The sequence below is a fragment of the Hymenobacter sp. YC55 genome (assembly GCF_029433095.1).
Lineage (GTDB): Bacteria > Bacteroidota > Bacteroidia > Cytophagales > Hymenobacteraceae > Hymenobacter.
In genome coordinates this window covers 184,962-209,265 of the sequence record NZ_JARNTX010000001.1, presented here as the reverse complement: position 1 = coordinate 209,265, position 24,304 = coordinate 184,962, and the positions used below count along the sequence as shown (strand labels likewise).

Sequence of the window (24,304 nt, the reverse complement as noted above, 5' to 3'; positions counted from 1 at the left end):
ATTTAAATGGCCGCGCTGCTCAATTTTAAACTCACGCTTGAAGATCTGCTAGGGCCGAAATTGGCAAGCCTTGCAGATAAGGTGAGCAAGTTTGGCAGTGATGTAGAAAAGCCTCACAAAGTCAAAGTAGACACCTCGCAGGCTCAGAGCGGGCTCAGCGGCCTGGCATCCATGGCCGGCCGGGCATTCGCTGCAGTAGGCATCTTTGAGGCCGCTAAGGGCATTGTGAAAATGGGCTCCGACTTGGAGCAAACCCGGGTGCAGTTTGAAACCTTCACCGGCTCGGCAGAGGCCGGCAACAAGGTGATAGCCGACCTGCAGAAATTTGCGCAGATCACGCCGTTTGATGATGAGCAGGTGATCAGCGGAGGCCGGCAGCTGCTAGCATTCGGGGAGAAAGCCGAAAGCCTAAACCCGATTCTTACCAAGCTCGGCAACATCAGCAGCGCCACCGGGAAAGACTTCGGGGAGCTGATTTCGATGTACGGCAAGAATAAATTATCCGGCATCATTCAGGGAGAGGATCTGAATCAGCTGGTAGATGCCGGCATTCCGGTGATGGACTCGCTAGCGAAGCAGCTAGGCGTAACCACCGCGGAAGTGCGGAAAATGGGTGCTGATGGTAAGATCAGTTTCGGCATGCTGGATAAGGCCTTTGATGAGCTCGGAGGCGCCGGCGGCAAGTGGGGCAACCTGATGGAAAAGCAGAGCAAAACCTTTGCCGGCCGGTTGAGCTCACTGGTAGGCTTTGCGCAGAACATCGGCGGCAAGATGGGGGAAGCACTTACGCCCGGGCTCGGCAAGATCGTAGACGCCGGCGGGACGCTGCTCACCTTCATCAGCACCAAATCAACGCAGATCATTGCCATGTTCCGGCCGCTGCAGGATGCGCTGCAGCCGTTGATTGATGCCTTTGATGGCATTTATGTGCAGCTGGGCATCACCGGAGACGGGGCCGGATTCCTCACTACCGTTTTCAATGGCATGGCCACGGCCATCACCTATCTGAGCCCGGTGATCAAAGTGGCCGCCTCCGCCCTGGGTGCCATCTATACCAAGTTTGCCGGGTTACTCGGCGCTATTGTGCGGTTTGTTGAAACGAGCCCGCGCCTGCAGAAATTCTTTGCCGGCCTGCTGAGCGGGGCCACCGCGGCATTTTCGGGCATTGCCTCCGCGGCCGTGAAAGCATTCGGCGGCCTTGCTGATATCCTAGAAGGGGTATTTACAATGAATTGGGGCAAGCTAAAAACCGGTCTCAAAAACACGCTGATGGCCGTTGCCGATGGCGGGGGCATCGCTGAGCAGGCCGGGAAAGGCTTCGCTGATGGCTACAAAAAAGGGTTTAAAAAATCCACCCTATTCGATCAGGCTAAGGAGCCGGCGGCCGGCACTGATGCCGCCTCGGCATTCATGGCCGGCAACAAGAAAGGGGCCGCCGCGCCGGCATCGTTGGCTCCCTCACTCAAAGAAAAGGCCGGCAGTGCCGGCGCCGCCGGCGGCTCCAAGGTAACCAACATCACGCTTAACATTCGGGAGCTCATTGGGGTGGCTAGCATGCAGGTGGCCAGTGCTGCAGAGGGGGCTGAGAATGTAGCGCAGCAGGTGATGAAAATGATCGTTGCGGAGCTCAACGATGTGAACACTATAGCCTCAACCTGATGCGCCAACTTAATCTAAAAGCACTCACCGCTGAGGCATTTGGCTACAGCCCTTTGCAGCGGTTTCAGCAGCCGGAGCCACTAGGGCCGAAGGATCCGCCGGCCCGGGCCAATCCGCCCGGGCCGGAGCCAACCAACGCAGGCCGCGGCCTGCTAGGGCTGCCGGCGTTCTGTAAAATATCGATTCAAGGGGTGCACACCACCTCCGGCGGCTATGAGGGTATTGAGCTCATTGATCCGATTGTGACGGTGCAGCAGCCTCAGAACGTGATTAGCACCCCTATCACCGGCCGCCGGGGCTCAGTGAAAGAGTACATAAATCAGGGTGATTACGCGGTTTCGATCCGCGGCATTTTGGCCTCTGATCCTTTCTCGGAAACCCGCTTTGAGTATCCGCTGCCGCAGGTGCAGGTGCTCAGGGATCTGGTAGGCGCCGGCGTAGCGCTGCCGGTGGCCGGGTGGCTGCTAGATGTGTACGGCATTAAAAATCTAGTGGTAACAAATGCTACCTACGAAAGTCTGCCGGGCTTTGTGAACCTGCAAGCCTATGAGCTGCAGTGCCTATCTGATGAACCCATAGAGCTCACTCTCTAATCATGTTTAGCCTAAAAGACTCCCTGAAAATCGAAATCGGAGCCCTGCAGCCGATTGATTTTGTGCATGAGCTCAAAATTGTAAGCACCTGGCAGCGCTTCACCGATACCTGCACCATCACCCTGCCGCGCAAAATTCGGGTGCTGCAGGCCGGCGCCGTGAAGGATTTGCCGGATCTGCTTAGCGTTGGGGATGCTGTGAACATCAGCTACGGCTATGATGGCGTGATCCGGCCGGAGTTTTCCGGCTTTATCTCTGCCATCAAACCCGGCACTCCCTTTCAGATTGAGTGTGAGGATCAGATGTGGCAGCTAAAGCGCAAGCCACTGAGCAAGGCATGGCGGGCCGTTACGCTCCGGCAGCTGCTGCAGTACGTGCTAGACGAAAACGGGCTCAGCTATCCGATTCAGGAGCTCGGAGAGTTGGCCCTGGGTAAATACACCATCACCAAAGCCACCGGGGCGCAAGTATTCGACAGCCTGAAAACGCAGTTCGGCATCCGGTGCTTTTTCCGCGGTGGTGTTTTGGTAGCAGGTAATCCCTACCCAGCCGCCGGCAAAGCAGTGGAGCACCGCTATGGCTTCACACAGAACATCATTAGCTCGGATCTCACCTATACCCTTGCCGATGATGTAGCTATCCGCTTTCACGGCATCAGCCATCTGAAAGGAGGCAAGAAAATAGAGATTGATGAGGGTGGCAGTACCAAAACCGGCAAGGTAAAGGGCGAAACGGGTCAAGTGGTGAATGCTTTCAGCAAGGGAGTGCCAGCCGGCGAAATCCGCACCATCAACGCCGTAGGGCTCACCGAAACAGAGCTCAGAGCCTACGTGAAAGCAGAGGCCGCCCGGCTTCGCTTCGATGGCTACCGGGGCGGTTTTACCACGTTCGGCAATCCGCCGGCGGAGCACGGTGATGTAGCCGTGCTCTCTGATCCGGACTATCCAGAGCGGGCCGGTGCCTACTCGATTGATGAGGTGGTGAAAACGTTCGGGGTCGGTGGCAGCCGCCGGCAGATCAAACTAGGGCCAAAAGCAGCACTGTAATGCAGTTACGCGAGATGATTCAGCAAATCGTGAGAGAGCAGCTGCCGGTGCAGGTATTCCCGGCCACCGTGCTCAGCGTCAACAAAGCGGAGGCCATCATTGATGTGCAGCCCCTCGACAAGCAAGCGCCGGAGGTGTTTGATGTGCGGCTTAGAGCAGTCGACGATGATCTGGCCACCGGGCTCATTCTGTGGCCGGCCGTTGATTCGGTGGTGCTCATTGGGCTCATCGGCAACGATATCAATACCGCCTTTATGGTGGGCGCCTCAGAGCTCGAATCATTCACGCTCAGCACCGCTCAGGAAAGCCTGCTCACTTGGCTGCAGGACTTGGTGCAGGCAGTGCAGCAGCTAGTGCTGCTCACCAACACCGGCGCCACTACCGGCATGCTTCCAACCTCTCAGCAAGCGCTGCAGCAGCTGCTCACGCGCTTGCCCAACCTACTCACCGCCTAATCATGTCGCTACTCACTGCCCTACCCAAGCTGCAGCAAGATTTAGAGCAGATCATGGAAGATCTGAGCACCGCGGAAGATCCGGCCGCGGCCCGGCAGCTGTCTGCTCAGCGGCACGCTCAGGCAATTTATGAGTTTGTGGCCGCGGCCATGGTAACAACTACCGGCACCGCTACCAATCACACCGGCACCCTTTCCTGATCATGAAAGCATCCGATTTCCTACTAGATGCCGGCTATGATGTGGCCATAGAGAACGGTGATTTTGTGGCCGGCCTCTCCGATGAGCAGCATCAGGAGCTCCTACTGCTCACTGCTCAGGGTGAATGGCGCCAGAGCCCACTCACCGGCATCAATCTACTCCGCTACCAGTCCGGCCCGATGGATGCTCAGCGCCGCGCCGCGCTGCAGCGTGAGGGCACCCTGCAATTAGAGCGGGATGGCTACCGGGTGTACACCTTCTTAGTCTCAGCAGCAGCTGAGCTCACTCTTAACGCTGAGCGGCCGTGAAAACTACCCTGATCAGTGCCGGCCAATCCCTGCTAGATGTATGCCTGCAGGAGCTCGGCACCTTGGACGCCCTATTTGATTTAGCCGATGCCAACGGGCTCAGCTGCACCGCGGTGCTCCGGCCTGGGCAAGTGCTGCAGGTGCCGGATTCGGTGCTGAGCCGGCCGGAGGTGGTGAACTACTTCGCCGCCCGCTCCTACCGGATAAATGTGGCTGATGCCGTCCTGCCGGCCGGCATTGTAGTGCCACCTGATGAGCCCGATACAATGCAGGATTTCCTGCCTTCCGACTTCAAAAAAGCAGATTTTAAATAACTGGTTATGTACGCCGATTTAATACGTGATTCCGCCACCACCCACATCCGGAGCGGCCTATCTGATACAAGTGCCCTAGATCTGCAGGCTGTTTTCGGTGAGGTAGCCGCAGCCGTAGAAGTGTTTGAAGGCATGGCCCGCGGGGCGGTGATTCTGCACGGTAACGGGGTGCCTGATAATGGCCTGGGTACTGATATTGATGCCTACGTAGATCTGCAAACGGCAGATATGTATCTAAAGGAGGCCGGGGAGTGGCTTTTCAAGCTCACGCTCCGCGGAGCTCCTAGCGCCGTACCCGGGCCGCGGGGCTTGCCCGGCCCGGCTTCTACCGTTCCTGGCCCGGCTGGCAAATCCGCCTATGAGCTTGCGCAGGCCTCCGGCTTTGTTGGCACCTTGTCTCAGTACATGGTCAGCCTGCAGGGCCGGCCCGGTACCGATGGCACCAACGGCATCAACGGCTCACGCATTCGATGGGAAAGCTACGCGCCAACCTCGGAGGCCGGCGCCGCGGGTGATGTATGGATTCACGCCATCAGCGCCGCTAAGATTGCCATGTATGAGTGCTATGCCACGGCCGCGGCCTCGGTGCAGCTGGTAGAGGGAGAGGCCGGCAATCAGGTAGTAGGCGTGAGCACGGCATGGCGGCTCCGCTTTACCTCGCCTGATCCGACTACCACCGTAACCAACCCTAGCACCGGCGGCACCGGCACCGTGCGCTCGGTGAACGGGGTTGCACCGGATGCAAATGGCAATGTGCAGATTCAGGTAGGCAGCGGGAGCGGTGCCACCATCACGCCGGAGCAGGATCTGAGCACCAACAGCACCACGGCCGTGCCCTCGGTGGCTGCCGTGAAAACGGAAGTAGGCACCCGGGCGGATCTCACCACCGCGGCAAAGGGCTCCCTAGTGGCTGCCATCAATGAAATCAACGGCAAAGTAGGGGTGCAGCCCGGCGCCGGTACTACAATCACCTTCACGCGAGACAGAGAATACCCGGCCATTTTCAGCGGCACTTTCACTCTCGACAAAACCGGGGCGGTACTCGGCACGGTGGTAGGGGCTTACCTGGGTGTAGGGGCAAGCGCTCCGGTGATCAATCCGGCGGATTTTCAGCTGATAACCGGGGTTTTTCAATCCGGCAAGGAAAACATGTACATGTTCAAGGTGGGCGGTAACGGGAAAATACAATACACAATTTTCACTCTTGCCTAGTATTTCCCTGTAGAAATGAGCGGTTTCAGCTATTTACGCGGGTTTTTCACGGCCATGATGCGCGTGAGGCCAACTATTGAATTTACCTTTTTCAGCACTGAGCTCCGGCTTACAGTACGCACCACCACCGGGCTCACCACCACGCTGAGCACCGATGATGGCTCAGCTGATGCGTTTATAGGTGAAATCAATAAAACCTATCCGAATGCCAGCCGCCGCACCTGTGGTATTAGTATAGCGCAGCCCGAAACGGTAGATCTGCTCACTATCCGCTCCGGTGGGGTGGTTTCGCTCAATGGTGATGAGGGGATAGCGGATTTTTCAGCCTTCCGGAACCTAGTGGCCGCGGCCCTTAACGGCAGCAAGTGCACCACTTTCAAGGCCAATTTTCAGTACTCGCTCGATATTGATGGCACGGATTGCTATGATCAGATTTTAGATGTTACGGAGGTTAATGCCTCGCAGATCCGCGCCGGTAATTCCAACTGCACTAGCGTAGGGTGGCCAATCAATGCGCCCGGCCTGAGTGAAATTGTATTGAACGGCAACCGCATAGCCTACCCGCAAGTGCTGCCGCCGATGCCCTCTCTTTCGGCGCTCTACATTGCTAACAACGGGCTCACCGGCGGGGCCGGCCTGGGGCTGCTAGATCTTCGCAATGTGCCGGGCCTGCAGCGCTTAGAGGCCCGCGAAAGCCGGATAAACGATATCAAAACCGCGCCCGGCAGCAATCTCACTTTCCTCAATATCATCTACTGCAATTTTAGCCTAGCGCTCAACGGGGTGCCGGGCCGGCCCGGCAGCCTACCGGAATTGGTAGCCAACTGCCGCGGCCTGCAGCAGTTTCAAGCCTACGCCGCCGGCATCAACCGCGCCACTGCGGAGGGGATTTTTGATGTGCTGCTAGCCGATGATGCCGGCAGAGCCCGCTGCCAGTTTCTTACCGGCCTGGGCAATGTGAATGATCATTGGCTCAGCGCCGGCAGCATCACGCGCAGCGCCCGGGCTAATGAATCCATCGTAACGGCCGCGGCCCGCACAAAGCTGGATCAGATCAGGGCTCTAGGCCACTACTATGAGCAGAACCTGCCGGTTTTCAACGTGGTGATTTTATCTGATACCTCAGTTCGGATTGATCTGATTAGCTCAGACGATGATGTAACGATGTGGCAGGTGGGTGATGTGATTAACTGCCATCAATCCTTTAATCCGGATCTGATGAATCAGGGTGATCATACCGTGCTCAGCGGCTCCGGTAAGCGCTGGGTGATCAGCAACGTGAAAGGCTATGCCGGTTTTATCGGCAACACCGGATACGGCCTATTTGACCGCAAATAATTGATTTCTCTCTTTTTACCTCCTTTCTCATGCCCTTAGTTTCGCTACCTGTTACCACTATTGAGCTACCTGTATCAGACCGCCGGAGCGGGGCTACTGTAGTTAAGCAAAAGGCCCGCTACCATGGCCTGAACATCAATCAGCAAGCCGATGGCACTTGCTCGGTGCTCATGCAGCTGAGCGTGACGCAGTACGCGGCCACTGAAGCCGGTGAGTATGGTGAGCGGCTTACCTGGGAGGGCGTGAGCTCCTACCCTAAAACGCTGGTAGCCGACAATAACACGGCCGTAGATCCGCAAAGCGGAGCCATCCTGTACATCCTAGTGAGCTCGGAAACGGTGCTCGACTTTGTAAAGCAGCAGTACATCAGCATCAGTGAAAGCTCCTGGCATGATTTCCTGAACAGCCGGCCGGAGGCCTTGGCGCTGCAGGGTGATTTCTTCTGTGTGCTACGGGACACGCAGGATATCAGAATCCGCTTTCTGATTGAGCACCATATAGAGGCCGCTGACGCTATGGGGCGTTTTACCTAATGGCTTACGCGCCTGATTGGTTGGTGCCGGCTTTCGGCCTGGCATTACTAGCCGGCCTGCTCTGGCAGGTTCGGATCTACCTCAAAAAATAGCTTACCATGGCCCGCACTCAGCAGGAAATATTTGATGCCATACAGGCCAGCCGGGCGGCAGATCCGGTTTTAGCCCGGCTTAATTCAACCTCTGCCACCGCCCTACATCGGTTGTGGGCATTCATTACGGCCTTTGCCCTGCACTTGCATGAGGTGATTTTTGACCGGCATAAGGCAGATGTAGAAACAGCCCTTGCCCGGGCCAAACCCGGCACTGCAGCATGGTATGCTGATCAGGCTCTGCTGTTTCAGGCCGGTGATACGTTGGTGGCTGATGATGATGGTATTCATTACGCCGCCGGCAGCACCGGCGCGAAAATCATCACCCGGGCCGCGGCCATTGAAAACGAACTCACCGGCAAGCTCTTTATAAAGGTGGCCAAAAATGGCCCGGTAGCCGGTACCCTGGCAGCGCTCAGCAATGCAGAGCTCACGCAGGTGAGAGGCTATTTTGACCGGAAAGGATTTGCCGGCGTCCGGAAAGAAATTGTGAGCCGGGCTGCTGATAAGCTCCGAGTAGAGGCCAAAATCTACTATGATCCGCTGATTGATGTGCCGGCCCTGCAGCTGCAGGTGCAGGCCTCGCTCCGCTCCTACTTGGCAGCCTTAGAATTTAACGGCCTGATCTACCTCGCCAAAATTCAGGACTACCTGCAGGCCGTGCCCGGGGTGAAAGATGTGCAGATGGTAGCCGTAACCGCCCGGGCCGGCGCCGGCGCTCCGACTCTGATCAGCCGGGTGTACGAGACGCAAGCCGGCTACATAGTAGAGGATGATGCCGCCGGCAGCACCCTAGTAGACACGCTCACCTATCTGCCTTATGGCTCAGCTATCAATTGATGAGCAGCAGCTGCAGCAAGTGCTGCCGCTGCTGCCGCTCCGCTACCGGCTGAGCCTGCCACCGCTGCTCAAATCGTTGCTGCCTTCGATTCTTCGCCGGCCGGTGATGCTCGCCTGGGTGAGAGCCCTGCACTCGCCTCTGCTCACCACCTACCTACAGTTTGCGGAGCATGTTCGCCGGAGCCGCACGGAGCTCAGCTATAACGGGCAAACGATGCTGCTAGAAAGAGCCCTAAATGATCGGTTTGATCCGGTTTTCCGCCGAATCAGGATCATCAACTCAGATACGGAGCTCAGCCCGGTGTACCTCAATTTCGTGAGTGAGCAGCAGCCGATGCCACCCACTTACCAAACGTCTGAGGGAGAGCCGCTACTCTATATAAATCACTGGATTGAGTACGTGAGTCAAGTAGGGTTTACGGTGCAGGTGCCGCGCTCCCTGAGGCCACAAGAGGCCGCGCTGCAGGCCAGAATAAAGCAGCTGAAAATATCCATGATCCGCCACAAACTAGCATACGTCTAAAATGAAGCAATTAATTTTCTTTACCGGCGGCCGGGGCTTAGCTAACGATGATTTTGAGGTTTTGCAATCAGAGGCCTATGCTGCCATCACGGCCATCTTGCAGGGGGCGCCGCCGATGGTGCTCAGCGGCTGCACTCTGAGCAATAAGAGTCCGGATGGCCTTCGCGCTGATATACAGCCGGGGTTTGTGTGGCTCGGTGGTGAAATCCATCGGTATGATGGCGCTAGTGATGTGCCGCTGCCGCTGGAAATTGCGCTTGGAGCTATTGAGGAATCTGATGTACGCGCGTATCAGACCGGCGGCAGTAAGCCCTGTATGAGTGAGCAGTTGCTGCTCACGCAGGCCAAAGGCACGGCCGCCGCCGGCGCCGCCATCACTTACGGCACCGTTATAGGGCCGGAGCTCACCTACTGGAAATGGGTAGAAAACAACACCCGTACTATAGGAGAGGTGCAGTGGCTGACAAATCACACGGCCTCTCAGTATGATGGCACCGGCCGCGGGTGGTTGGGCCAACCTGCCGCCGGCTGGGCATTGTGCAACGGCCAGAACGGCACCGCGGATCTACGTGAACGCTTTATTGCGGGCATGAATCCGGCAAATAGTGATTATTCGCCGGGCAACACCGGCGGCTCTGCTCAGGTAACACTCACCACCAATCAGCTGCCGGCTCACGCGCACGGTATGGAATCCGCCGGCGCCCACACCCACGGCATCGGCACCCGGGGCTCGGATGGCAGTGATAACACAATCAGCCGGGGCAATGCTCCGACCTCAGACCGCACTTTGCAGACGCAATCCGCCGGCGCCCACACCCACACCATCAACGAAACCGGTGGCAATCAACCTCACGAAAACCGGCCACCATTTTACGTACTAGTAGCTCGGCAATGGGTTGGAGTATAATAAAGCAATTTATATAATAAACCTACTTATAATTTGTCAAGTTGCCTATTTGACAAATTCTAAGCAGGCTTTTGTTTTTTAGATTTTCTTGCCTTTTCAACATTTTCCTCAATAAGCTTTGGGAGAACAATTGAAAGGAAACTTTGAAATTTACTTACGCCTATAACATTTAAAAGTGCCTCGGCTAACTGATATACTTTAGTTGCTTTTACTTCAGGCAGATAATGATCTGCATTGGTGTCGGCATTCTTTGCATTAGTAATTGCATCTTGCAAATAGGGAATAAATTTATATGGATGATAACCTCCATTTTCAAATGTCGATATCTCAAATTTAAATTTACTGCAACTATCAGATGCAGAAGAAAGTATATCAGAACGCTTATGAAAATATAGCCAAACTTCAAAGCAAGGATTACTTATTACTATTTGCCAATTCGCAAATCTAGCACAATGTTCTGCAAGAACTCTGATTTGATCTACGTCCCACCTATCTGAATCAATAACAAACCACAAATAATCTTCTTCGACAAGTCCTACCCTATCTATGTATTTCATTGCTCTATCCAACACCCAATTGGGTGCTGACTTATTCTCTATATTTTCTCCATCGCTGACTACATCCTCAATAATATCAATTTTTATTCTGTCAGACATATACCTAAATACATTGAAATATTCAGGTTCCCTTTTCTGCCCTTCACATGCAATAGCAAATACTTTATAATCTCGAAGAAGTCTTGATGGAGTTTCTCGCTTATAACCTCTACTCTTACGCATGTTCGCTCCAGCTTAGATCTTGTAATGGCGCTAGAAAAGGGATAGCTCCAAATCTACCTCTAAGGTATCCTTTTCGAATATCTAAATCATATCGAGGTTTATACTCACTTAATGAGTACAATTCTGTACTGCCTTTTTCTTTATTTTTTTCAGCAAACCATATTTCATCTTGTCTAAAGATCTCTAAATCAAGAAGATTTGATTCGTGTGTAGTAAATATTAATTGGCCTTTAGTTGATTCATCAGCCATTATTTTTTTCACCATTGAATACAATAATGCTGGATGTAAACTTTGATCCATTTCGTCTATGACATAAGTTACATCCTGCCTAATTATCATATCAAGCGCAGGAATAAAATCTAACAAACGTCGGGTCCCATCAGATTCTTGATCTAATTCGAAGGATACATCATTACCATTATTATCCTTATGAATAGAATTCACATACTTAACTACTACTTCATCATTTTCCTTTAAAACATGAACAGTTCCTTTTTCAGTTGAATTTAGCATAACATGTTTACCTTCATTCACACTATCAAGTATATCAACTTTTAACTCATCCTCATCTTTTCCAATAAACTTTTCAAAATCCACTGTAACAACTTCAAGTTTATCAACCCCGGTATCGAATGTGATTAGTAGATTATTAGCAAATTCACAAAATCTTTCAGATCTGGACATCATAGGGGCGAGACCACCAAATCTACTTCCAGGATATACAATTAACAGTGAATTCACTATCCAATCTTTTGCCTTTTTTATATCAGGAATCTTTAAGCTATCATTTTTGCTTATTAATAGTTCATTTCTTTTTAATAAGCTTTCCTCCATCAACTCAACTAAATATTTTCTTTTAGCTGTTTTTGTGTAATTCCCATGTAATTTTATATGTGTTTTATTTTTATTATATTTTCTCTCAAAAATAATTTTATCTTCCGACGTTATACCAGATTCATACAACCATTCTTCAAGAATAATATCACCATTAAAACTTACACCGTAATCATATATCTTATTATCTACAAAGAATTCTATTTCAAATGAACTAGGGGACTTGCTGTTATTTCTATTGAGTCTAAATTTTTTATCTCCTATAGACTTAGCCACAGTTCCCTCTTCTACGATATCTTGTAGCGCATCTATTGCAACTATTAAATTGGATTTTCCGGCACCGTTTGCACCATAAATAGCAGCAGATTTCAGAACATCAACTTTACCAGCTTTGTACACATGATGCTTATGTGTTTTGAAGTTACCAGCTAGCATATTAAACTCTCTTTCCTCGTCAAAGGAAAGAAAGTTAGAAACAACGAATCTTATCAGCATGTCTTTAGCTTTTCACAAACATAAACGAAAAAATCTCTTTAGATCAATGTTTTAAGCTCAAATTGAGCCTAGGCTGCTGAGATTGAGTGATACTATCACTTAATTTAACGATTTACAGACTTATAACAAACCAGCATCACGCATTTCTCGCCCAATACGGCCCTCTTTTACTTTGGCATATAGTTCTTGAGTTATTCTGATAGAAGCATGGCCCAACATGGCACTAACACTCTCAAGACTAACGCCAGCGTCTAGTGCCAGCATACCAAACGTTCGGCGCCCTACGTGGCAGGTAAGCCTGAGCGGCAGGTGCAGGATGGCTGCAATTTCTCTCAGTCGCTCATTCATCTTTTGATTGCTGGGTATCGGCACCCGGCCCTCATCTTTATACTTGTTAAGTAACACTTGAGCCGCCGGCAGCAGGGGTATGATAGCCTCAACTTCCGTTTTCGTTCGGGGCCGGTGCAGCCATTGCTGCCCTTTGATATCGGTAGTCAGGTGCAGGCAGGGATCAAAGGCCCGGGCATCTACCCATGCCATACCTGTATAACACATCAATAAAAAGGCGTCCCTAGTACGCCTTAGGCCGGAGTTAGGTAGCTCCACTCGGATGATCTGCTGTAGCTGCTCAGTGGTGAGGTACACCAGCTGACTCTTTTTGACTTTGGGCAACTTCAGTTTTGTGAACGGGTGTACTGCCAGGGCGGAGCGTTCCACCGCGCAGCTGATGCACTCGCTCAGCAGCCGGGCGCACTTGTTGGCATGAGCTCCGCTTTTAACGTGACCATAGTCGGTGAGCAGCCACCGGCGAAAGTCGCGCGCTAGGGGTGCAGTCATTTCCCGACTCAGCAGGTCCGGCTGATTAATGGATTTCAACCATGCTTCGACGAGCGGCCGGCGCCGCTCCGGCACCCGGGCTGTTTCTGGTAGAATTTCGCCAGCCGCGGCCCTGAGCAGCTGCCGCTCATGCCATTTGTCCCAACTCTGCAGCAGGGTTTCATCTGCCTGGGTTTCCTCACCAGCAATCAGTTTTTTAAGCCGGTTTGGTGTAACCGGCAGCTTTGCCCGCTCTAAGTCGAAATAGTGCCGGTTGGCATCGGCTAGCAGGTCGGTGAGCCGGGCGGTGTACGCTCTCACTAAATCGGACTTGCCCCTAATTTTCTGGCCTTTGGCGTCCCAATCAGCATAGGCCACCTGTATGCCGGTGGTTTTGGTGCCTCGTTTTCCATTTACTGTGAGTCGGAGCACGATGGTACCGATAGTAGAGCGTAAGATCTGCTTACAGTCTTTAGGCTTCCTAAAAACAAAGGTGGGCTGCATTGAATAACGTAGCACGACGGTGTAACCGCCCCGAATAGGCAGTGTAACCGATGGGTGTACCGATAGTGGGATAGCCGAATAGCAATGCGTAGCCCCCGGATATGCCGGGTGGCGGCGCCGCCTTTTACCCTGATTTCGTGCTTTTTAACGTCGGCAGTAAAAAACAAAACCCCGTCCGGCGGGGCCGGACGGGGTGCTGTACAAGGGGGGATGTGGAGCTGCAGGGATTCGAACCCTGGTCCAGACAAGGAAACCATCGAGCTTTCTACGTGTGTATCTATGCTTGGATTTTCGAGGGAGCCCAGGCGCATATCAGGCCCTTGGTCTCCCCTTAGATGCAGTTGAGTTTCGCGCCGAAGTCACACCTCCTTCGGCACTATCTTCTACTTACGACGCCCCGAACTCACCCGTGTAAAAGAAGACGGATGCGGGACGATGGCAATTACTTAGTACCTAGACTAAGCAGCCATGGCGTAGCTATACTCGCCGGTTGTTTTTCGAATGATTTTTTGGCGGGAGATTCACTCAACTCCCGACACGCTTACTCGTGACCTGCACAAGCTGTCAATTCCGGTCAGCCCCAAATTAGAAAGAACGAGACCCGCCACGAATAGCGGGGTGCGAATGTACGCACATCAGTCAGAAAACGTTGCAAATAACCAAAAATGTTCCCGTTTGGGGTTTCTTAGCAGAAGGAATATGAGGTGAGTTGTCTAATGATTTTATTCAGATTCCTCGCTCTGCCCAGGATAACAATTGTAGCTGAAGGAGCTTAATACGGCAGTTTTTAGCCTTGCCTTCTGCAGTAGCGCTATTGACTAAGGCTTTGTTATTACTCAGCCGCTTTAAGGCGAGGTGCAGCAATAGCCCGGGCGGCGAGACCTGCTACCACAATTTTGGATCATTGGCTGGAGAGTTACTGGTTATGATACTCGGCAGAGGCTTCCGCAACTGGCGTAATGCGTTAACTGCGTAGTTCTAATAACTGCACTATTTTACGGCTGTTGTGAGCGGTTGGAATGCCGGCGCGCCGGTTTGCCAGAGCCCAAAGGCCAACAGGTCGGCAATGCTTTCGAACTGCTTCAGCCGGGAGTCCCCTATGCCGTGGCCAGCCTCGTAGTCGGTGAAGAAGAGCACGGGTTTACCGGAGGTATTGGCGGCTTGCAGGCGGGCGGCGAACTTAGCTGGCTGCCAAGCTATAACGCGAGGGTCATTGAAACCGGCCGTGACAAGCGTGGCAGGATATTTAGTGCCTTTCTGCAAATGCTGGTAAGCGTCCATTTCCAGCAGAGCTTTGGCTTCTTCTCGCTTTTGGATGGTGCCAAACTCCGGTACGTTTGCGGGGCCGTTGGGCGAATTTTCCATACGTACGGCGTTCAAAATCCCGACCTCTGGAATGGCCACCGCAAACAAGTCCGGCCGCTCGGTCATGGCTCGGCCAATCAGGATGCCGCCCGCGCTGCCGCCGTTGATGGCTACTTTACCGGGGCTGGTGTACTGGTTTTTCACCAGATAATCGGCGCAGGCGATGAGGTCTTTCCAGGTGTTGGGCTTGGTTGTTTTCTGGCCGGCTTTGTGCCAGGCTTCGCCTAGCTCCCCGCCCCCACGCACATGCGGACAGGCCAGAATACCACCTTGCTGTGTCCAGAGCAAGAAAGTAGGCATGAACGTAGGTTCCATTGCCCGGGAATACGCACCGTACCCCACCATAAGCGTGGGCGCGTTACCGTTGCGGGGCGTGCCTTTCTTGTACATAACAGACAGTGGCACCAGCGTACCATCGTGCGAGGGCACCATCAGTTCTTCTACTACCAAGTCGGTAAACTCCGGGTACTGCGCCTCCGACGACAGTGGTTCGGCCACAAACTTGCCGCCGGCTAGGTCGTAGCGGTAGCGCTTGCGGTCGGTGGTCCAGCCGCCCATCGTCACCCACAAATCCGACGACTTCGTGTTTTTAACTACCAATTCCAGCCGGCCCGCGGCTTGCGGCAAGGCTAGCTCACGCACCGTTTTCGAGTTCTTCGCAACGAAATACAACTTGGCTTCGACGCCGTTCTTGGTACGCACAAAATACAGCCCATCCTTGGTGGCCTTTAGTTGCTCGTCGTTGATGGCTTCGCTGGCCGACTCAGGAACCAATAGCTCGGCCGTGGCCACGTCGGGGCGGGCGACTGGCGTGCGCATAATTTTCTGACGCGGCGTGTTTTTCGAGGTCGTGAAGTAGAGGTACTGTTCGTCGGCTGCCACGTTGGTTACTTCCTGCTCGGGCCTGAACAAGGGCTTCCAGCCCAGTTGGGGCTTCTTCAACTCAGTAACTGGTGCGTAGTAGGCTTTCAGATACCGGTCCACGGTGTACAATAACCCGATTAGTAGCTTGCTCTCTTTCTCGTAGAAGGCATAAGAATACTCTTCGGGCTTGATGGCCAACTGGGGGGCTACTTTAGCGGAAAAATACCGGCTTGTCCTGGCTTTGGGACGTGCCCACGCGGTGCATAAACGACTGCGTGTTCAGACGCGCCGCGGGGTCTTTCACGTCGGCGCTATTGAGAGGCGTGTATGTGAAGCTGTTGTTGTCGGGCAGCCAGTCGCCGGCCCCGCCCAAGGATAGAGGACGGATACGCTCGGGGTACAGTTTGCGGGTTTTTACGTCCATGATGCAGCCCTCCCCTATTTCGGCTCCCTTTTCGCTGAGCGCAAAGGCTACTTTGGTCCCGTCGAAGGAAGGTGTGAAGGAGCTAATGGTATAGACTTTTCCTTTCTCGAAATTTTCGGGGTCAACCAGCAGCGTCTCGGTGCCAGCGTAGCCGTCGCGGCAGTACAGCTTGGGCTGCTGATCTTCGGGCCGCGACTTGAAGTAGAAATACCGGTCGTTGTCGGTTACGCGCAGGTCGCTTACGCGACTGGCTTTGCGCTTATCGAATTCCACCATCTGGTCGATGAGATTCTGCCGGCCCGGAATACCGTCGAGGGTTTTGCGGGCGTACTCACTCTGCGCTTTCATCCAGGCGGCCACGGCCGGATCTTGCAAGTTTTCGAGGTTGCGGTAGGGGTCGTCTACCTTCACCCCGAAGTACGTGTCGGAAGTGGGCACCGAGGGCGCAGCAGTTGGGGTAGACTGTGCTATAACAGCAGTGATCAGTAAGCTCAACAACGAGGAGAGGCAAAGTATTTTCATACAAGAGGTTGTAAACAGAAAACAAGTAAAACACCAAGGGATACAGCCAGACTGACTGCAAACACGCAAAACTGAAACTGCACCACAATCACACAAGCATGTGACTAGCAATTGGCTGCGACCAGGCTACGTGCGAGCATAGCGGACGTAGTTGTACACGGAAGGCGCTGTTGTATTGGGATGCGTATAGGATGGCTGGGTAGTTGAACGGCGAGCCTGCGTTACTTCCGATGCTAGGAGCACCAAGGTTGTGAGTACTAAGGCACTAAATAGAAGCTTAAGAAAAAAGGCAGCGGTTTTCATATTGGAACGATGAGGAAGTAGGAACAGCCAGGCAAGAATGCCTAGTGTTAGAGCAAAAATTGGTGTTGCTACACGTGCCGGAATAAGCCACGGAAGACTCCTTACATAGAGCTGTATCGATAGGAAATTGCACCTTAATTGCAAGCCGCTGCCGTTGTAAAACCAGCACTTGACAACGGCACAAAAGAAGGACATCCGCCCCCGCACAACATTCGCGCACGTTGCAAATACATCTGCGCTGGTTGCGCCCGGTCGGAAACCACGGGTTTGTGGGGTGAGCCGACGGCGTGGTTTCATCAGCAACTCGCCTTACAGCGGGGCTTGCGTATAGCAACCCAAAATGATCTGTCCGGCTGCCGCTAGGAATCAAGGGTGTTGCCTAGTATCTGCCGCCAACTGGCTTATCCTTTGTTCACTTCGCTGGGCGCATAGCCAAACAGCTTACTAAAGCTAGTGCTGAAGTGGGCGGGGCTATTGAAGCCGACTCGATAAGCTACCTCGGCCACGTTGCCAACTTGGCCTTGCAGCAGCGCATGAGCTCGTAGCAGGCGTGTGTTCCGGATAAAGTCGCTGGGAGCTTGGCCGGTGAGGGCTTTGAGCTTGCGGTGCAGCTGGGTCCGGCTCAAATTCACTTCCTGGCTGAGCGTTTCCACGCTGAACTCTCCGTCATCGAGGTGACTTTCAACAGCTTGCTCTACACGGTGCAGAAATGCTTGGTCGAGGGAAGGCAGCGCCGCCACCGCGGCAGCGTGCTGCTCCAAAGGCGAAAGCAGCACCGACGAGGCAACCACAGCCGAAGGCGCAGGACCAACTGGCCGGACCACTTCGCTGCTTGCGTCAACGGACAGAGCCGACTGACCCACGAACCGTGCCTGCAAACGCTGCTGCAGCGCCAGCAGATTACGCACCTGCGCCTGTAGCTCACGCGGGTTAAAGGGCTTGGCGACATACGCATCGGCACCGGTTTCCAAGCCCTGGAGTTTGTCGCGCGGATCGGCGCGGGCCGTGAGCAGCACCACTGGAATGTGGCTGGTGGTAGGATCGGTTTTTAGCTGTTCACACACCTGATATCCGTCGGGGCCGGGGGGCATCATAATATCAGAGAGCACCAAATCCGGTACTACTTCTCGGGCCAGAGCCACCCCGGCCGTCCCGTCAGCGGCCTCCAGCAAGTGGTAGCCGCCCGGCGCCAGCGTTTCGCAGATGAACTGCCGCATATCAACTTGGTCCTCAATAACCAGCACTACGGCAACTTCTGCCCTTGGCTCCTCTTTCGCTGGAAGCGCAGCTGTATCGGTAGTCTTCACAGCGGTTGGTAAATAACCCTCCTGAGCAACCGGCGAAGCTTCAAAGTCAGTAGCTGACAGTGGTTTGGGTGGAACCTCAGCCGCCGTAACCATCTTGGTTGCTCCTGATTCGTTTGTCGGCTCTTTCGTTGTTGCTACTGCCGCTTGCCGGGGCAGCCATACGCTAAATGTTGCTCCTTGGCCTAGCTTACTTGCCACGGTTACGGTGCCGCAATGCAGTTCCGTTAGCTCTTTTACCAGCGCCAGGCCCAAGCCTGTACCTGTTCGCGCACCACCGGTATCGGGGCCGGGAGCCTGATAAAAGCGCTCGAAAAGGCGAGGCTGATGCTCGGGGCTAATACCCGGACCAGTATCGCGAACCTCGAAGCGCACCGCCCCAAACGGTACTGCTGCGCTACTCGGTTCTTCTTTGATGATTAGCACAACCTCACCGCCAGCAGGCGTGAAGCGCAGTGCATTGGCCAGCAGGTTGGATACTATTTCCTCTAGTTTTTCGGGGTCGAAGACGAGCGGTACGGGCGTAGTGGGGGCTTGGAGGCGCAGCGTTATGTGTTGGCTACTAGCCAGCGAGGCAAACGGCGCCAGCAGCCGGCGGCCAAACAGAGTTGCGTCTCCGGGCACAGCATTGAGGTGCAGGGCGCCGGCTTCAAGCTTGCTCAAATCCAGCAACTGATTGATGAGTTGCAGCAACTTGCGGGCGTGGCGCACTATCAAGCTACCTTGCTGACGTACCTGAGTGGCATCGATCGGCGGGTCGTCGGCTAGAAGCTCGGCCGGACCCAAGATGAGGGTGAGCGGCGTCCGAAACTCGTGGCTGATATTGGCAAAGAAGTCGGACTTCATTCGATCCAATACCTGCAAATGTTCAAGAGCTTGCCGTTGCAGCTGCCTGTCGGCCCGTTCTCGCTCCCGTTGCTGCGTTACCCGCCGGACGCCGTAGAGCATGGCTCCGAATAATCCCGCGTACAGCACATAGGCCCACCATCGTGCCCACCACGGCGGCTTGATGGTTACTCGGAAGCTGGCGGGCCGCATGTTCCATACGCCGTCGTTGTTGGCCGCCCGCAGTTGAAAATCATAATCACCGGGCGGCAGGTTGGTATACGTAACGGAAGTGGTGGACACCGGGTCGGACCAGCGGGTATCGGAGCCCAGCAGCCGGTACTGATACCGCACCTTGGCGGGGTTGGTCAGGCTTACGCCTACATAGTCGAACGTAAGGTGGTTGAGGTGGTGGGGCAGCTGAAGGCCAGAACGGACGGTGGTATCCTTGAGGAAAATGCGTAAGCGGGTCAGGTAACTGCCTGGCGCCCGCGGGTTGAGTTGCACACCAGCCGGGTCGTAGTGCATCAAACCGTTGATGGTACCTATCCAGAGTTGGTTGCCGCGGGTTAGCACCACGGCGTTTTGGTTGGTTTCCTGCCCCGCAAAGCCTTCGAGCAACCCATAACTCATGGCGCGCCCCGTGCTTGGGTTAAAGCAGTCGAGCCCCAAATTGGTACCCAGCCACACTCGACCGGCGCTGTCGCACTGCACGAAGTAGGGGTTGTTGGACTGCAATCCTACTTCGAGGCCATAGCCGCGCATAGTGCGCCCGTCGTAGCGCAGCAGCCCGCTTCCAATGCTGCCCAACCATAAATTGCCGTGTTGGTCTTCGCTGATGGAGCCAATGCTAAGCCGTTTCGGCTGCCCTGGCACGCGCTGGAACTGGTCGTGGTCAGTGTCCACGCGAACTAGCCCAATGTCGTCGGTGCCGAGCCACAGCGTGCCACGCCGGTCCCGAAACACCTTCCACAAGCTGTAGGTGCCGAGGCCGCCATGCTGCGCATCGAAAGTGCGGAAACTGTCGGTAGCAGGATCGAACACGGTGGCGCCTGCCTCGCGGGTAGCTAGCCACACCCGCCCGCGGGCATCTTCCCCAATACTATACACCCGCTGCCCCGCTAAGCCCGGCACGTCGTCGAAATAAGTCCAACGCTTGGTGGCGGGGTTGTAGCGGGCAGCCCCTCCCCCGCGCGTACCAAGCCAAATCTGGCCGCGGCGGTCTTGGAACAGGCACCGCACATATTGACCGAGCGCGCCGGGCCGCAACGGCACGGGCTCAAACAACGGTCTGTTGCTGGAGCCTGGCCGAAACCGCACAATACCAAGCCGGGTCCCTATCCAATATTCGCGTGGATTTACGGCCAGAATAGCTAGCACTTGGTTGTCGGGCAAACCATCTTGGGGCGTGTACTGCGTGAAACGCTCGTCGGCGAGGTGCTGGGTTAGGCCGTTGTCGTGCACAATCCACACGTTGCCTTCTTGATCTTCCAGTAAATCGTGGGCCTGGTCGCTTATTAGGTTGTTGCGCCCCCCGAAACAGTTGAATCGACCACCCTGTACGGCCCGGCTTAGTCCGCTGGCCGTAGCGGCCCACACCCGCCCTCTTCGGTCCTGAATTACTCGCAGCACACGGGTATCACACAGTCCTTCCGTCTCACCAAAGCGCCGTACCTGCCAGAGCCGCCCCAAGCGGTTGCTTGCCCGCAGCAGCCCCGTGTTGGTAGCACACCAAAGCAGCGTGTCACATACTTTGAATACACTATTCACGCTGGCTTGCCGCAATTCCGCTGGCAACGCCGCGCCTGCACCTGCTACTCCTAGCGGCTGCTCACTATTGAACACGACCACGCCCTTAGCCGTGGCTACCCACAGCTGCCCAGCTGGCCCAGCGCCCACGTAGTTCACTGAATCAGAAGGCAGACCGTTTTTGGTGGTGTATCTGCTCACAACCGTATCGGCAGGGCTGCATTTGAGGCGGAGCAATCCATTACCGGCCGTAGCCACCCACACTATTCCGCCGCCCGCCGGATACACTTGCCGCACGGGCCCTACTGTTCCTAGGCCACGGGGTCGGCAGCGGCGGAGCTGGCCATTCCGCAAACTCGATACGCCGCCGTATTCGTGGCCGAGCCACAAGGTGCCATCCGCGGCAGCCGCCACGGCCGTTACGTGATTGTCGGATAAACCTTGCCGCACGTCGAGGGTACGAAACTGCTGCCCGTCAAACGAGCAAACGCCTCCTTGCGTACCCGCCCACAAACGGCCTTTCTCGTCCTGGCAGATAGCATAGACCACCGTTTGGGGCAAGCCGTCGGCAATGGTATAAGAGCGTGAAGCCAAGTTCTGCGCCGCGGCATAATGCACCTCTCCTACCAGCCCTACCAGACCGATGAACAAGCAACGCAGGAAAAGAGCGTACCGGTGGAACATGAGATAAAACCTATGCCGGACAGACTAGCAAGTACCCTGCCCTCTCTAGCTCCACTACCTAGCTGATACTGAAGCACGTATCTGCGACATCTATATAAACCCTAGTATTGAGAGGCTATCAACAACCTTCACAATCAACAGCATCAGAGCAATATACACATTCTCAAATACACCTGCTTTGGCAGTATGCAAATTCACCGGCGCGGCCACAGCCTAAGGTAGCTTTCCAAGGAAAGGCTTGCTTGGCGTTGACAGTAAACAGCCGCCGTCGGCCTTCCAAACCCCGGCTTTTCGGGGTATCTTTGTGGCTAGTCGTATGGAAAATTTCGTCGTTTCGGCCCGCAAATACCGTCCCGCCACGTTTAGAAGCGTGGTAGGGCAACAGCACGTCACCACCACGTTGCAAAACGCTATTTCCAGCCAGCATCTGGCGCAGGCGTTTCTGTTTTGTGGCCCACGGGGGGTGGGCAAAACCACGTGTGCCCGCATCCTAGCCAAAACCATCAACTGCGAGTTTGTAGAAGAACACGTGCGCAAAGGCCGCTCTGTATCGGAGCTACTTCAGGCCCAGCCCGACATCGTGCCCGACGCGCTGCAACAAGCTGCTGACCCCGACAATACGCCCTTCGAGTTGGAAGCCTGCGGCAAATGCTCGTCGTGCCGCGCCTTTCAGGAAAATGCCTCGTTCAACGTGCACGAGTTGGACGCCGCTTCCAACAACTCGGTGGAAGACATTCGCAGCTTGGTCGAACAGGTGCGCTACGCCCCGCAGCAGGGACGCTTCAAGGTGTACATCATCGACGAAGTGCACATGCTCTCGAATGCCGCTTTCAACGCCTTCCTAAAGACGCTGGAAGAGCCGCCGAGCTATGCCATTTTCATTCTGGCGACCACCGAGCGGCACAAGATTATCCCGACCATCCTTTCCCGTTGCCAGATCTTCGACTTCAACCGCATTCGGGTTGACGATATCCGGGGCCATCTGCGCTACGTAGCCACTCAGGAGCACATTCAGGCCGAAGACGACGCTTTGCACCTGCTGGCCCAGAAAGCCGATGGGGGTCTACGCGACGCCCTGAGCATGTTCGACCAGATGGTGACCTTTTCGGGCCACGACCTGACCTACAAGGACGTGGTGCAGAACCTGCACATTCTGGACTACGAGTACTATTTCCGGCTGGTAGATGCGCTGCTCAGTGAGAACCTATCGGCTACACTGCTGCTGCTCGATGAGGTGATGCAGAACGGTTTCGACCTGCACAACTTCGTAGTAGGCGCAGCCGAGCATTTGCGTGGCCTGCTGGTGTGCAAAGACCCCGTGACGGTACAGCTGCTGGAAGTATCCGACAACCTGCGCAACCGGTACGTGCAGCAGGCACAAGCAGCTCCGTTGTCGTTCCTGCTCTCGGCCCTGAACCTGGTTAGCCTCTGCGACCGGGAGTTTAAGCAAGCGAAAAACCAGCGCCTGCATGTGGAGCTGACGTTGATGAAGCTGGCCTACCTCAATGGCGCCGTGCAGTTTGCCCGCGACCTTGGCGCCGGCCCTGCCACGTCCAGCAACGGCAGCGCTAAGCCTTCGTCGGATAACGGCGAGGCGAAAAAAAAAAGTAGCGTAGCTCCTGCGGCGGCGCCTACACCCACAGCCGCGCCTGTAGCCTCAAACGGCCAACTCGTTGCGGATGGCACCGCCGAAGCCGCAGCTCCCTACAACTCGCCAAACGGCTCGGCCCGTCCCAGTACTGTAGCGGCGCCAACTGCTCCGGCCGTTACGGCTTCACTGCCTCTGCCCACTCGCTCCGCCCCTGCCGATCCTGAGCCCATTGTGCCCATTGAAAGCGGCGTGGAGGAACTGCACGACACGCCTAGCATCGAGGACGAGGCAGCCACCGAAGTACCCGTCACGTCTCGGCTGCGCGACACGGTGCCGCACGTTGAGATTGGGAAACCTAGTATAGCTGGTCACGAGCCGGGCCAAATGCCCGTAACGGCCGCCCCGCTGCCGCCTCGGCCCGGTATGCCGGCTATGGGCAAGCCTTTGGGGCTGACCAGCAAGCTGCCCGGCCTCGGTAGCCTGAAGGATATGAAGGCCCAGCTCATGCAGGCCGACACCCAAAAGGCAATTGTTGATACCGAGCCGACAGGTCCCGTCACCGGTTTGCAACCCATCGATGATACCTTGCTGCAACGCGTGTGGAGTGAGCTGAAAGAGGAACGGAAAGCGCACAGCATGAGCGAGTACAGCGTGCTTAACCGGCCTATTGCAGCCGACGAGCAGCACGTTATCCACCTGCGGGTTGATAACCCGGTGCAAGAAGACCAGTTCAATGAGTTCCGAGCTGGCTTCTTAGGCGAGCTGCGCCGCCGCACTGGCTACCCGCGCCTCAACGTGCAAGTGGAAGTGGCCGAGCAACAAAACACCGGCCGCAAGCTCTACACCTCCAGCGACAAGCTGGAGTACCTGAAAGAGAAGTTCCCCATGCTAGTCGAGATGCAGCAGCGCCTAGGGCTGGATGCGGACTTTTAAACCACTTTCAAAAGCAGATTTTTAGGCTACGCCTCCACTAAACACTTGATGTCAGCAAGCTCGTTTCCCTCCTCATGCAAGGAGGAAAACGAGCTTGCTGACGTTAACGGCTACCTCAACCATACCTGTGGCTTCCCCACCAAAGAGGGTCATACAATCCCCTTTAATTCAAATCAATCTGTTGCTCACATACATAAAATTTCGCACTTCGAAGCCGTGGCGGGTGGTTTAGGGCTGGATGAAGCTTTTAATTCCAGGATAGGCCGCCTATCTTTGATTCCTTTATTTCTC

20 protein-coding genes and 1 other RNA gene are annotated in these 24,304 nt (G+C 54.9%); 14 read left to right on the top strand and 7 right to left on the bottom strand.

The features are described from left to right. Window positions 1-60: 60 nt before the first annotated feature. From P1X16_RS00910 to P1X16_RS00850, 13 genes are all read left to right on the top strand, one after another. Window positions 61-1,659, top strand: coding sequence for a tape measure protein (locus tag P1X16_RS00910; protein WP_277225521.1), 1,599 nt, complete (start codon window positions 61-63; stop codon window positions 1,657-1,659). Continuing rightward, window positions 1,659-2,252, top strand: coding sequence for a DUF6046 domain-containing protein (locus P1X16_RS00905; RefSeq protein WP_277225518.1), 594 nt, complete (start codon window positions 1,659-1,661; stop codon window positions 2,250-2,252). Before P1X16_RS00910 ends, P1X16_RS00905 begins: the two co-directional genes overlap by 1 nt. A gap of 2 nt (window positions 2,253-2,254) precedes the next feature. Further along, window positions 2,255-3,298, top strand: coding sequence for a hypothetical protein (locus tag P1X16_RS00900; RefSeq protein ID WP_277225516.1), 1,044 nt, complete (start codon window positions 2,255-2,257; stop codon window positions 3,296-3,298). Beyond that, on the top strand, window positions 3,298-3,753 hold the full coding sequence (locus P1X16_RS00895; RefSeq protein ID WP_277225515.1) for a hypothetical protein: 456 nt from the start codon (window positions 3,298-3,300) through the stop codon (window positions 3,751-3,753). The genes P1X16_RS00900 and P1X16_RS00895 overlap by 1 nt, the downstream gene beginning before the upstream one ends. Window positions 3,754-3,755: 2 nt before the next feature. Continuing rightward, a complete protein-coding gene (locus P1X16_RS00890; protein ID WP_277225512.1) occupies window positions 3,756-3,953 on the top strand; it encodes a hypothetical protein in 198 nt (65 codons plus the stop codon). 2 nt (window positions 3,954-3,955) lie between these two features. Next, a complete protein-coding gene (locus tag P1X16_RS00885; RefSeq protein ID WP_277225510.1) occupies window positions 3,956-4,261 on the top strand; it encodes a hypothetical protein in 306 nt (101 codons plus the stop codon). Further along, window positions 4,258-4,575, top strand: a complete 318-nt coding sequence (locus P1X16_RS00880; RefSeq protein ID WP_277225509.1) for a LysM peptidoglycan-binding domain-containing protein — start codon at window positions 4,258-4,260, stop codon at window positions 4,573-4,575. Before P1X16_RS00885 ends, P1X16_RS00880 begins: the two co-directional genes overlap by 4 nt. A 6-nt stretch (window positions 4,576-4,581) precedes the next feature. Next, the gene (locus P1X16_RS00875; RefSeq protein WP_277225506.1) at window positions 4,582-5,787 is read left to right on the top strand and encodes a hypothetical protein; all 1,206 of its coding nucleotides are present in this window, start codon (window positions 4,582-4,584) and stop codon (window positions 5,785-5,787) included. A 15-nt stretch (window positions 5,788-5,802) separates the two neighbouring features. After that, window positions 5,803-7,125, top strand: a complete 1,323-nt coding sequence (locus P1X16_RS00870) for a hypothetical protein (protein ID WP_277225504.1) — start codon at window positions 5,803-5,805, stop codon at window positions 7,123-7,125. A 29-nt stretch (window positions 7,126-7,154) separates the two neighbouring features. Further along, on the top strand, window positions 7,155-7,658 hold the full coding sequence (locus P1X16_RS00865) for a hypothetical protein (RefSeq protein WP_277225502.1): 504 nt from the start codon (window positions 7,155-7,157) through the stop codon (window positions 7,656-7,658). Between the two features lie 98 nt (window positions 7,659-7,756). Further along, window positions 7,757-8,590 carry a hypothetical protein gene (locus tag P1X16_RS00860; protein ID WP_277225501.1) on the top strand — a complete coding sequence of 278 codons (834 nt, stop codon included), beginning with the start codon at window positions 7,757-7,759 and terminating at the stop codon, window positions 8,588-8,590. Further along, entirely contained in the window at window positions 8,571-9,113 is a 543-nt protein-coding gene (locus P1X16_RS00855) for a hypothetical protein (protein ID WP_277225498.1), read from the top strand. Before P1X16_RS00860 ends, P1X16_RS00855 begins: the two co-directional genes overlap by 20 nt. A gap of 1 nt (window position 9,114) precedes the next feature. Next, a complete protein-coding gene (locus P1X16_RS00850; protein ID WP_277225496.1) occupies window positions 9,115-10,020 on the top strand; it encodes a hypothetical protein in 906 nt (301 codons plus the stop codon). Between the two features lie 59 nt (window positions 10,021-10,079). Here P1X16_RS00850 and P1X16_RS00845 read toward each other — a convergent pair whose 3' ends face one another. The 7 genes from P1X16_RS00845 to P1X16_RS00815 all read right to left on the bottom strand — a co-directional run bounded on the left by P1X16_RS00845 (window position 10,080) and on the right by P1X16_RS00815 (window position 21,489). After that, window positions 10,080-10,799 (bottom strand): RloB family protein, encoded by a 720-nt coding sequence (locus tag P1X16_RS00845; protein WP_277225493.1) that lies wholly within the window; start codon window positions 10,797-10,799, stop codon window positions 10,080-10,082. Further along, entirely contained in the window at window positions 10,792-12,129 is a 1,338-nt protein-coding gene (locus P1X16_RS00840; RefSeq protein ID WP_277225490.1) for an ATP-binding protein, read from the bottom strand. The genes P1X16_RS00845 and P1X16_RS00840 overlap by 8 nt, the downstream gene beginning before the upstream one ends. A gap of 120 nt (window positions 12,130-12,249) precedes the next feature. Beyond that, complete coding sequence (locus P1X16_RS00835) at window positions 12,250-13,377, bottom strand: site-specific integrase (RefSeq protein ID WP_277225487.1); 1,128 nt, start codon at window positions 13,375-13,377, stop codon at window positions 12,250-12,252. A 282-nt stretch (window positions 13,378-13,659) separates the two neighbouring features. Further along, window positions 13,660-14,031, bottom strand: a transfer-messenger RNA (tmRNA) gene (gene ssrA / locus P1X16_RS00830). 408 nt (window positions 14,032-14,439) lie between these two features. Then, complete coding sequence (locus P1X16_RS00825) at window positions 14,440-15,876, bottom strand: prolyl oligopeptidase family serine peptidase (RefSeq protein WP_277225485.1); 1,437 nt, start codon at window positions 15,874-15,876, stop codon at window positions 14,440-14,442. Between the two features lie 13 nt (window positions 15,877-15,889). Beyond that, window positions 15,890-16,624 carry a hypothetical protein gene (locus tag P1X16_RS00820; protein ID WP_277225484.1) on the bottom strand — a complete coding sequence of 245 codons (735 nt, stop codon included), beginning with the start codon at window positions 16,622-16,624 and terminating at the stop codon, window positions 15,890-15,892. A gap of 704 nt (window positions 16,625-17,328) precedes the next feature. Beyond that, window positions 17,329-21,489, bottom strand: a complete 4,161-nt coding sequence (locus P1X16_RS00815) for a two-component regulator propeller domain-containing protein (RefSeq protein WP_277225482.1) — start codon at window positions 21,487-21,489, stop codon at window positions 17,329-17,331. Between the two features lie 316 nt (window positions 21,490-21,805). Between P1X16_RS00815 and dnaX the strand changes: the two genes are divergently transcribed. Continuing rightward, a complete protein-coding gene (gene dnaX, locus P1X16_RS00810; RefSeq protein ID WP_277225478.1) occupies window positions 21,806-24,013 on the top strand; it encodes a DNA polymerase III subunit gamma/tau in 2,208 nt (735 codons plus the stop codon). Window positions 24,014-24,304 lie beyond the last annotated feature (291 nt).

Coding starts and splice junctions, on each gene's coding strand:
- P1X16_RS00905 (WP_277225518.1), top strand. CDS start 1,659: ATGCGCCAACTTAATCTAAAAGCACTCACCGCTGAGGCATTTGGCTAC.
- P1X16_RS00900 (WP_277225516.1), top strand. CDS start 2,255: ATGTTTAGCCTAAAAGACTCCCTGAAAATCGAAATCGGAGCCCTGCAG.
- P1X16_RS00895 (WP_277225515.1), top strand. CDS start 3,298: ATGCAGTTACGCGAGATGATTCAGCAAATCGTGAGAGAGCAGCTGCCG.
- P1X16_RS00890 (WP_277225512.1), top strand. CDS start 3,756: ATGTCGCTACTCACTGCCCTACCCAAGCTGCAGCAAGATTTAGAGCAG.
- P1X16_RS00885 (WP_277225510.1), top strand. CDS start 3,956: ATGAAAGCATCCGATTTCCTACTAGATGCCGGCTATGATGTGGCCATA.
- P1X16_RS00875 (WP_277225506.1), top strand. CDS start 4,582: ATGTACGCCGATTTAATACGTGATTCCGCCACCACCCACATCCGGAGC.
- P1X16_RS00870 (WP_277225504.1), top strand. CDS start 5,803: ATGAGCGGTTTCAGCTATTTACGCGGGTTTTTCACGGCCATGATGCGC.
- P1X16_RS00865 (WP_277225502.1), top strand. CDS start 7,155: ATGCCCTTAGTTTCGCTACCTGTTACCACTATTGAGCTACCTGTATCA.
- P1X16_RS00860 (WP_277225501.1), top strand. CDS start 7,757: ATGGCCCGCACTCAGCAGGAAATATTTGATGCCATACAGGCCAGCCGG.
- P1X16_RS00855 (WP_277225498.1), top strand. CDS start 8,571: ATGGCTCAGCTATCAATTGATGAGCAGCAGCTGCAGCAAGTGCTGCCG.
- P1X16_RS00850 (WP_277225496.1), top strand. CDS start 9,115: ATGAAGCAATTAATTTTCTTTACCGGCGGCCGGGGCTTAGCTAACGAT.
- P1X16_RS00845 (WP_277225493.1), bottom strand. CDS start 10,799: ATGCGTAAGAGTAGAGGTTATAAGCGAGAAACTCCATCAAGACTTCTT.
- P1X16_RS00840 (WP_277225490.1), bottom strand. CDS start 12,129: ATGCTGATAAGATTCGTTGTTTCTAACTTTCTTTCCTTTGACGAGGAA.
- P1X16_RS00820 (WP_277225484.1), bottom strand. CDS start 16,624: ATGAAAATACTTTGCCTCTCCTCGTTGTTGAGCTTACTGATCACTGCT.
- P1X16_RS00815 (WP_277225482.1), bottom strand. CDS start 21,489: ATGTTCCACCGGTACGCTCTTTTCCTGCGTTGCTTGTTCATCGGTCTG.
- dnaX (WP_277225478.1), top strand. CDS start 21,806: ATGGAAAATTTCGTCGTTTCGGCCCGCAAATACCGTCCCGCCACGTTT.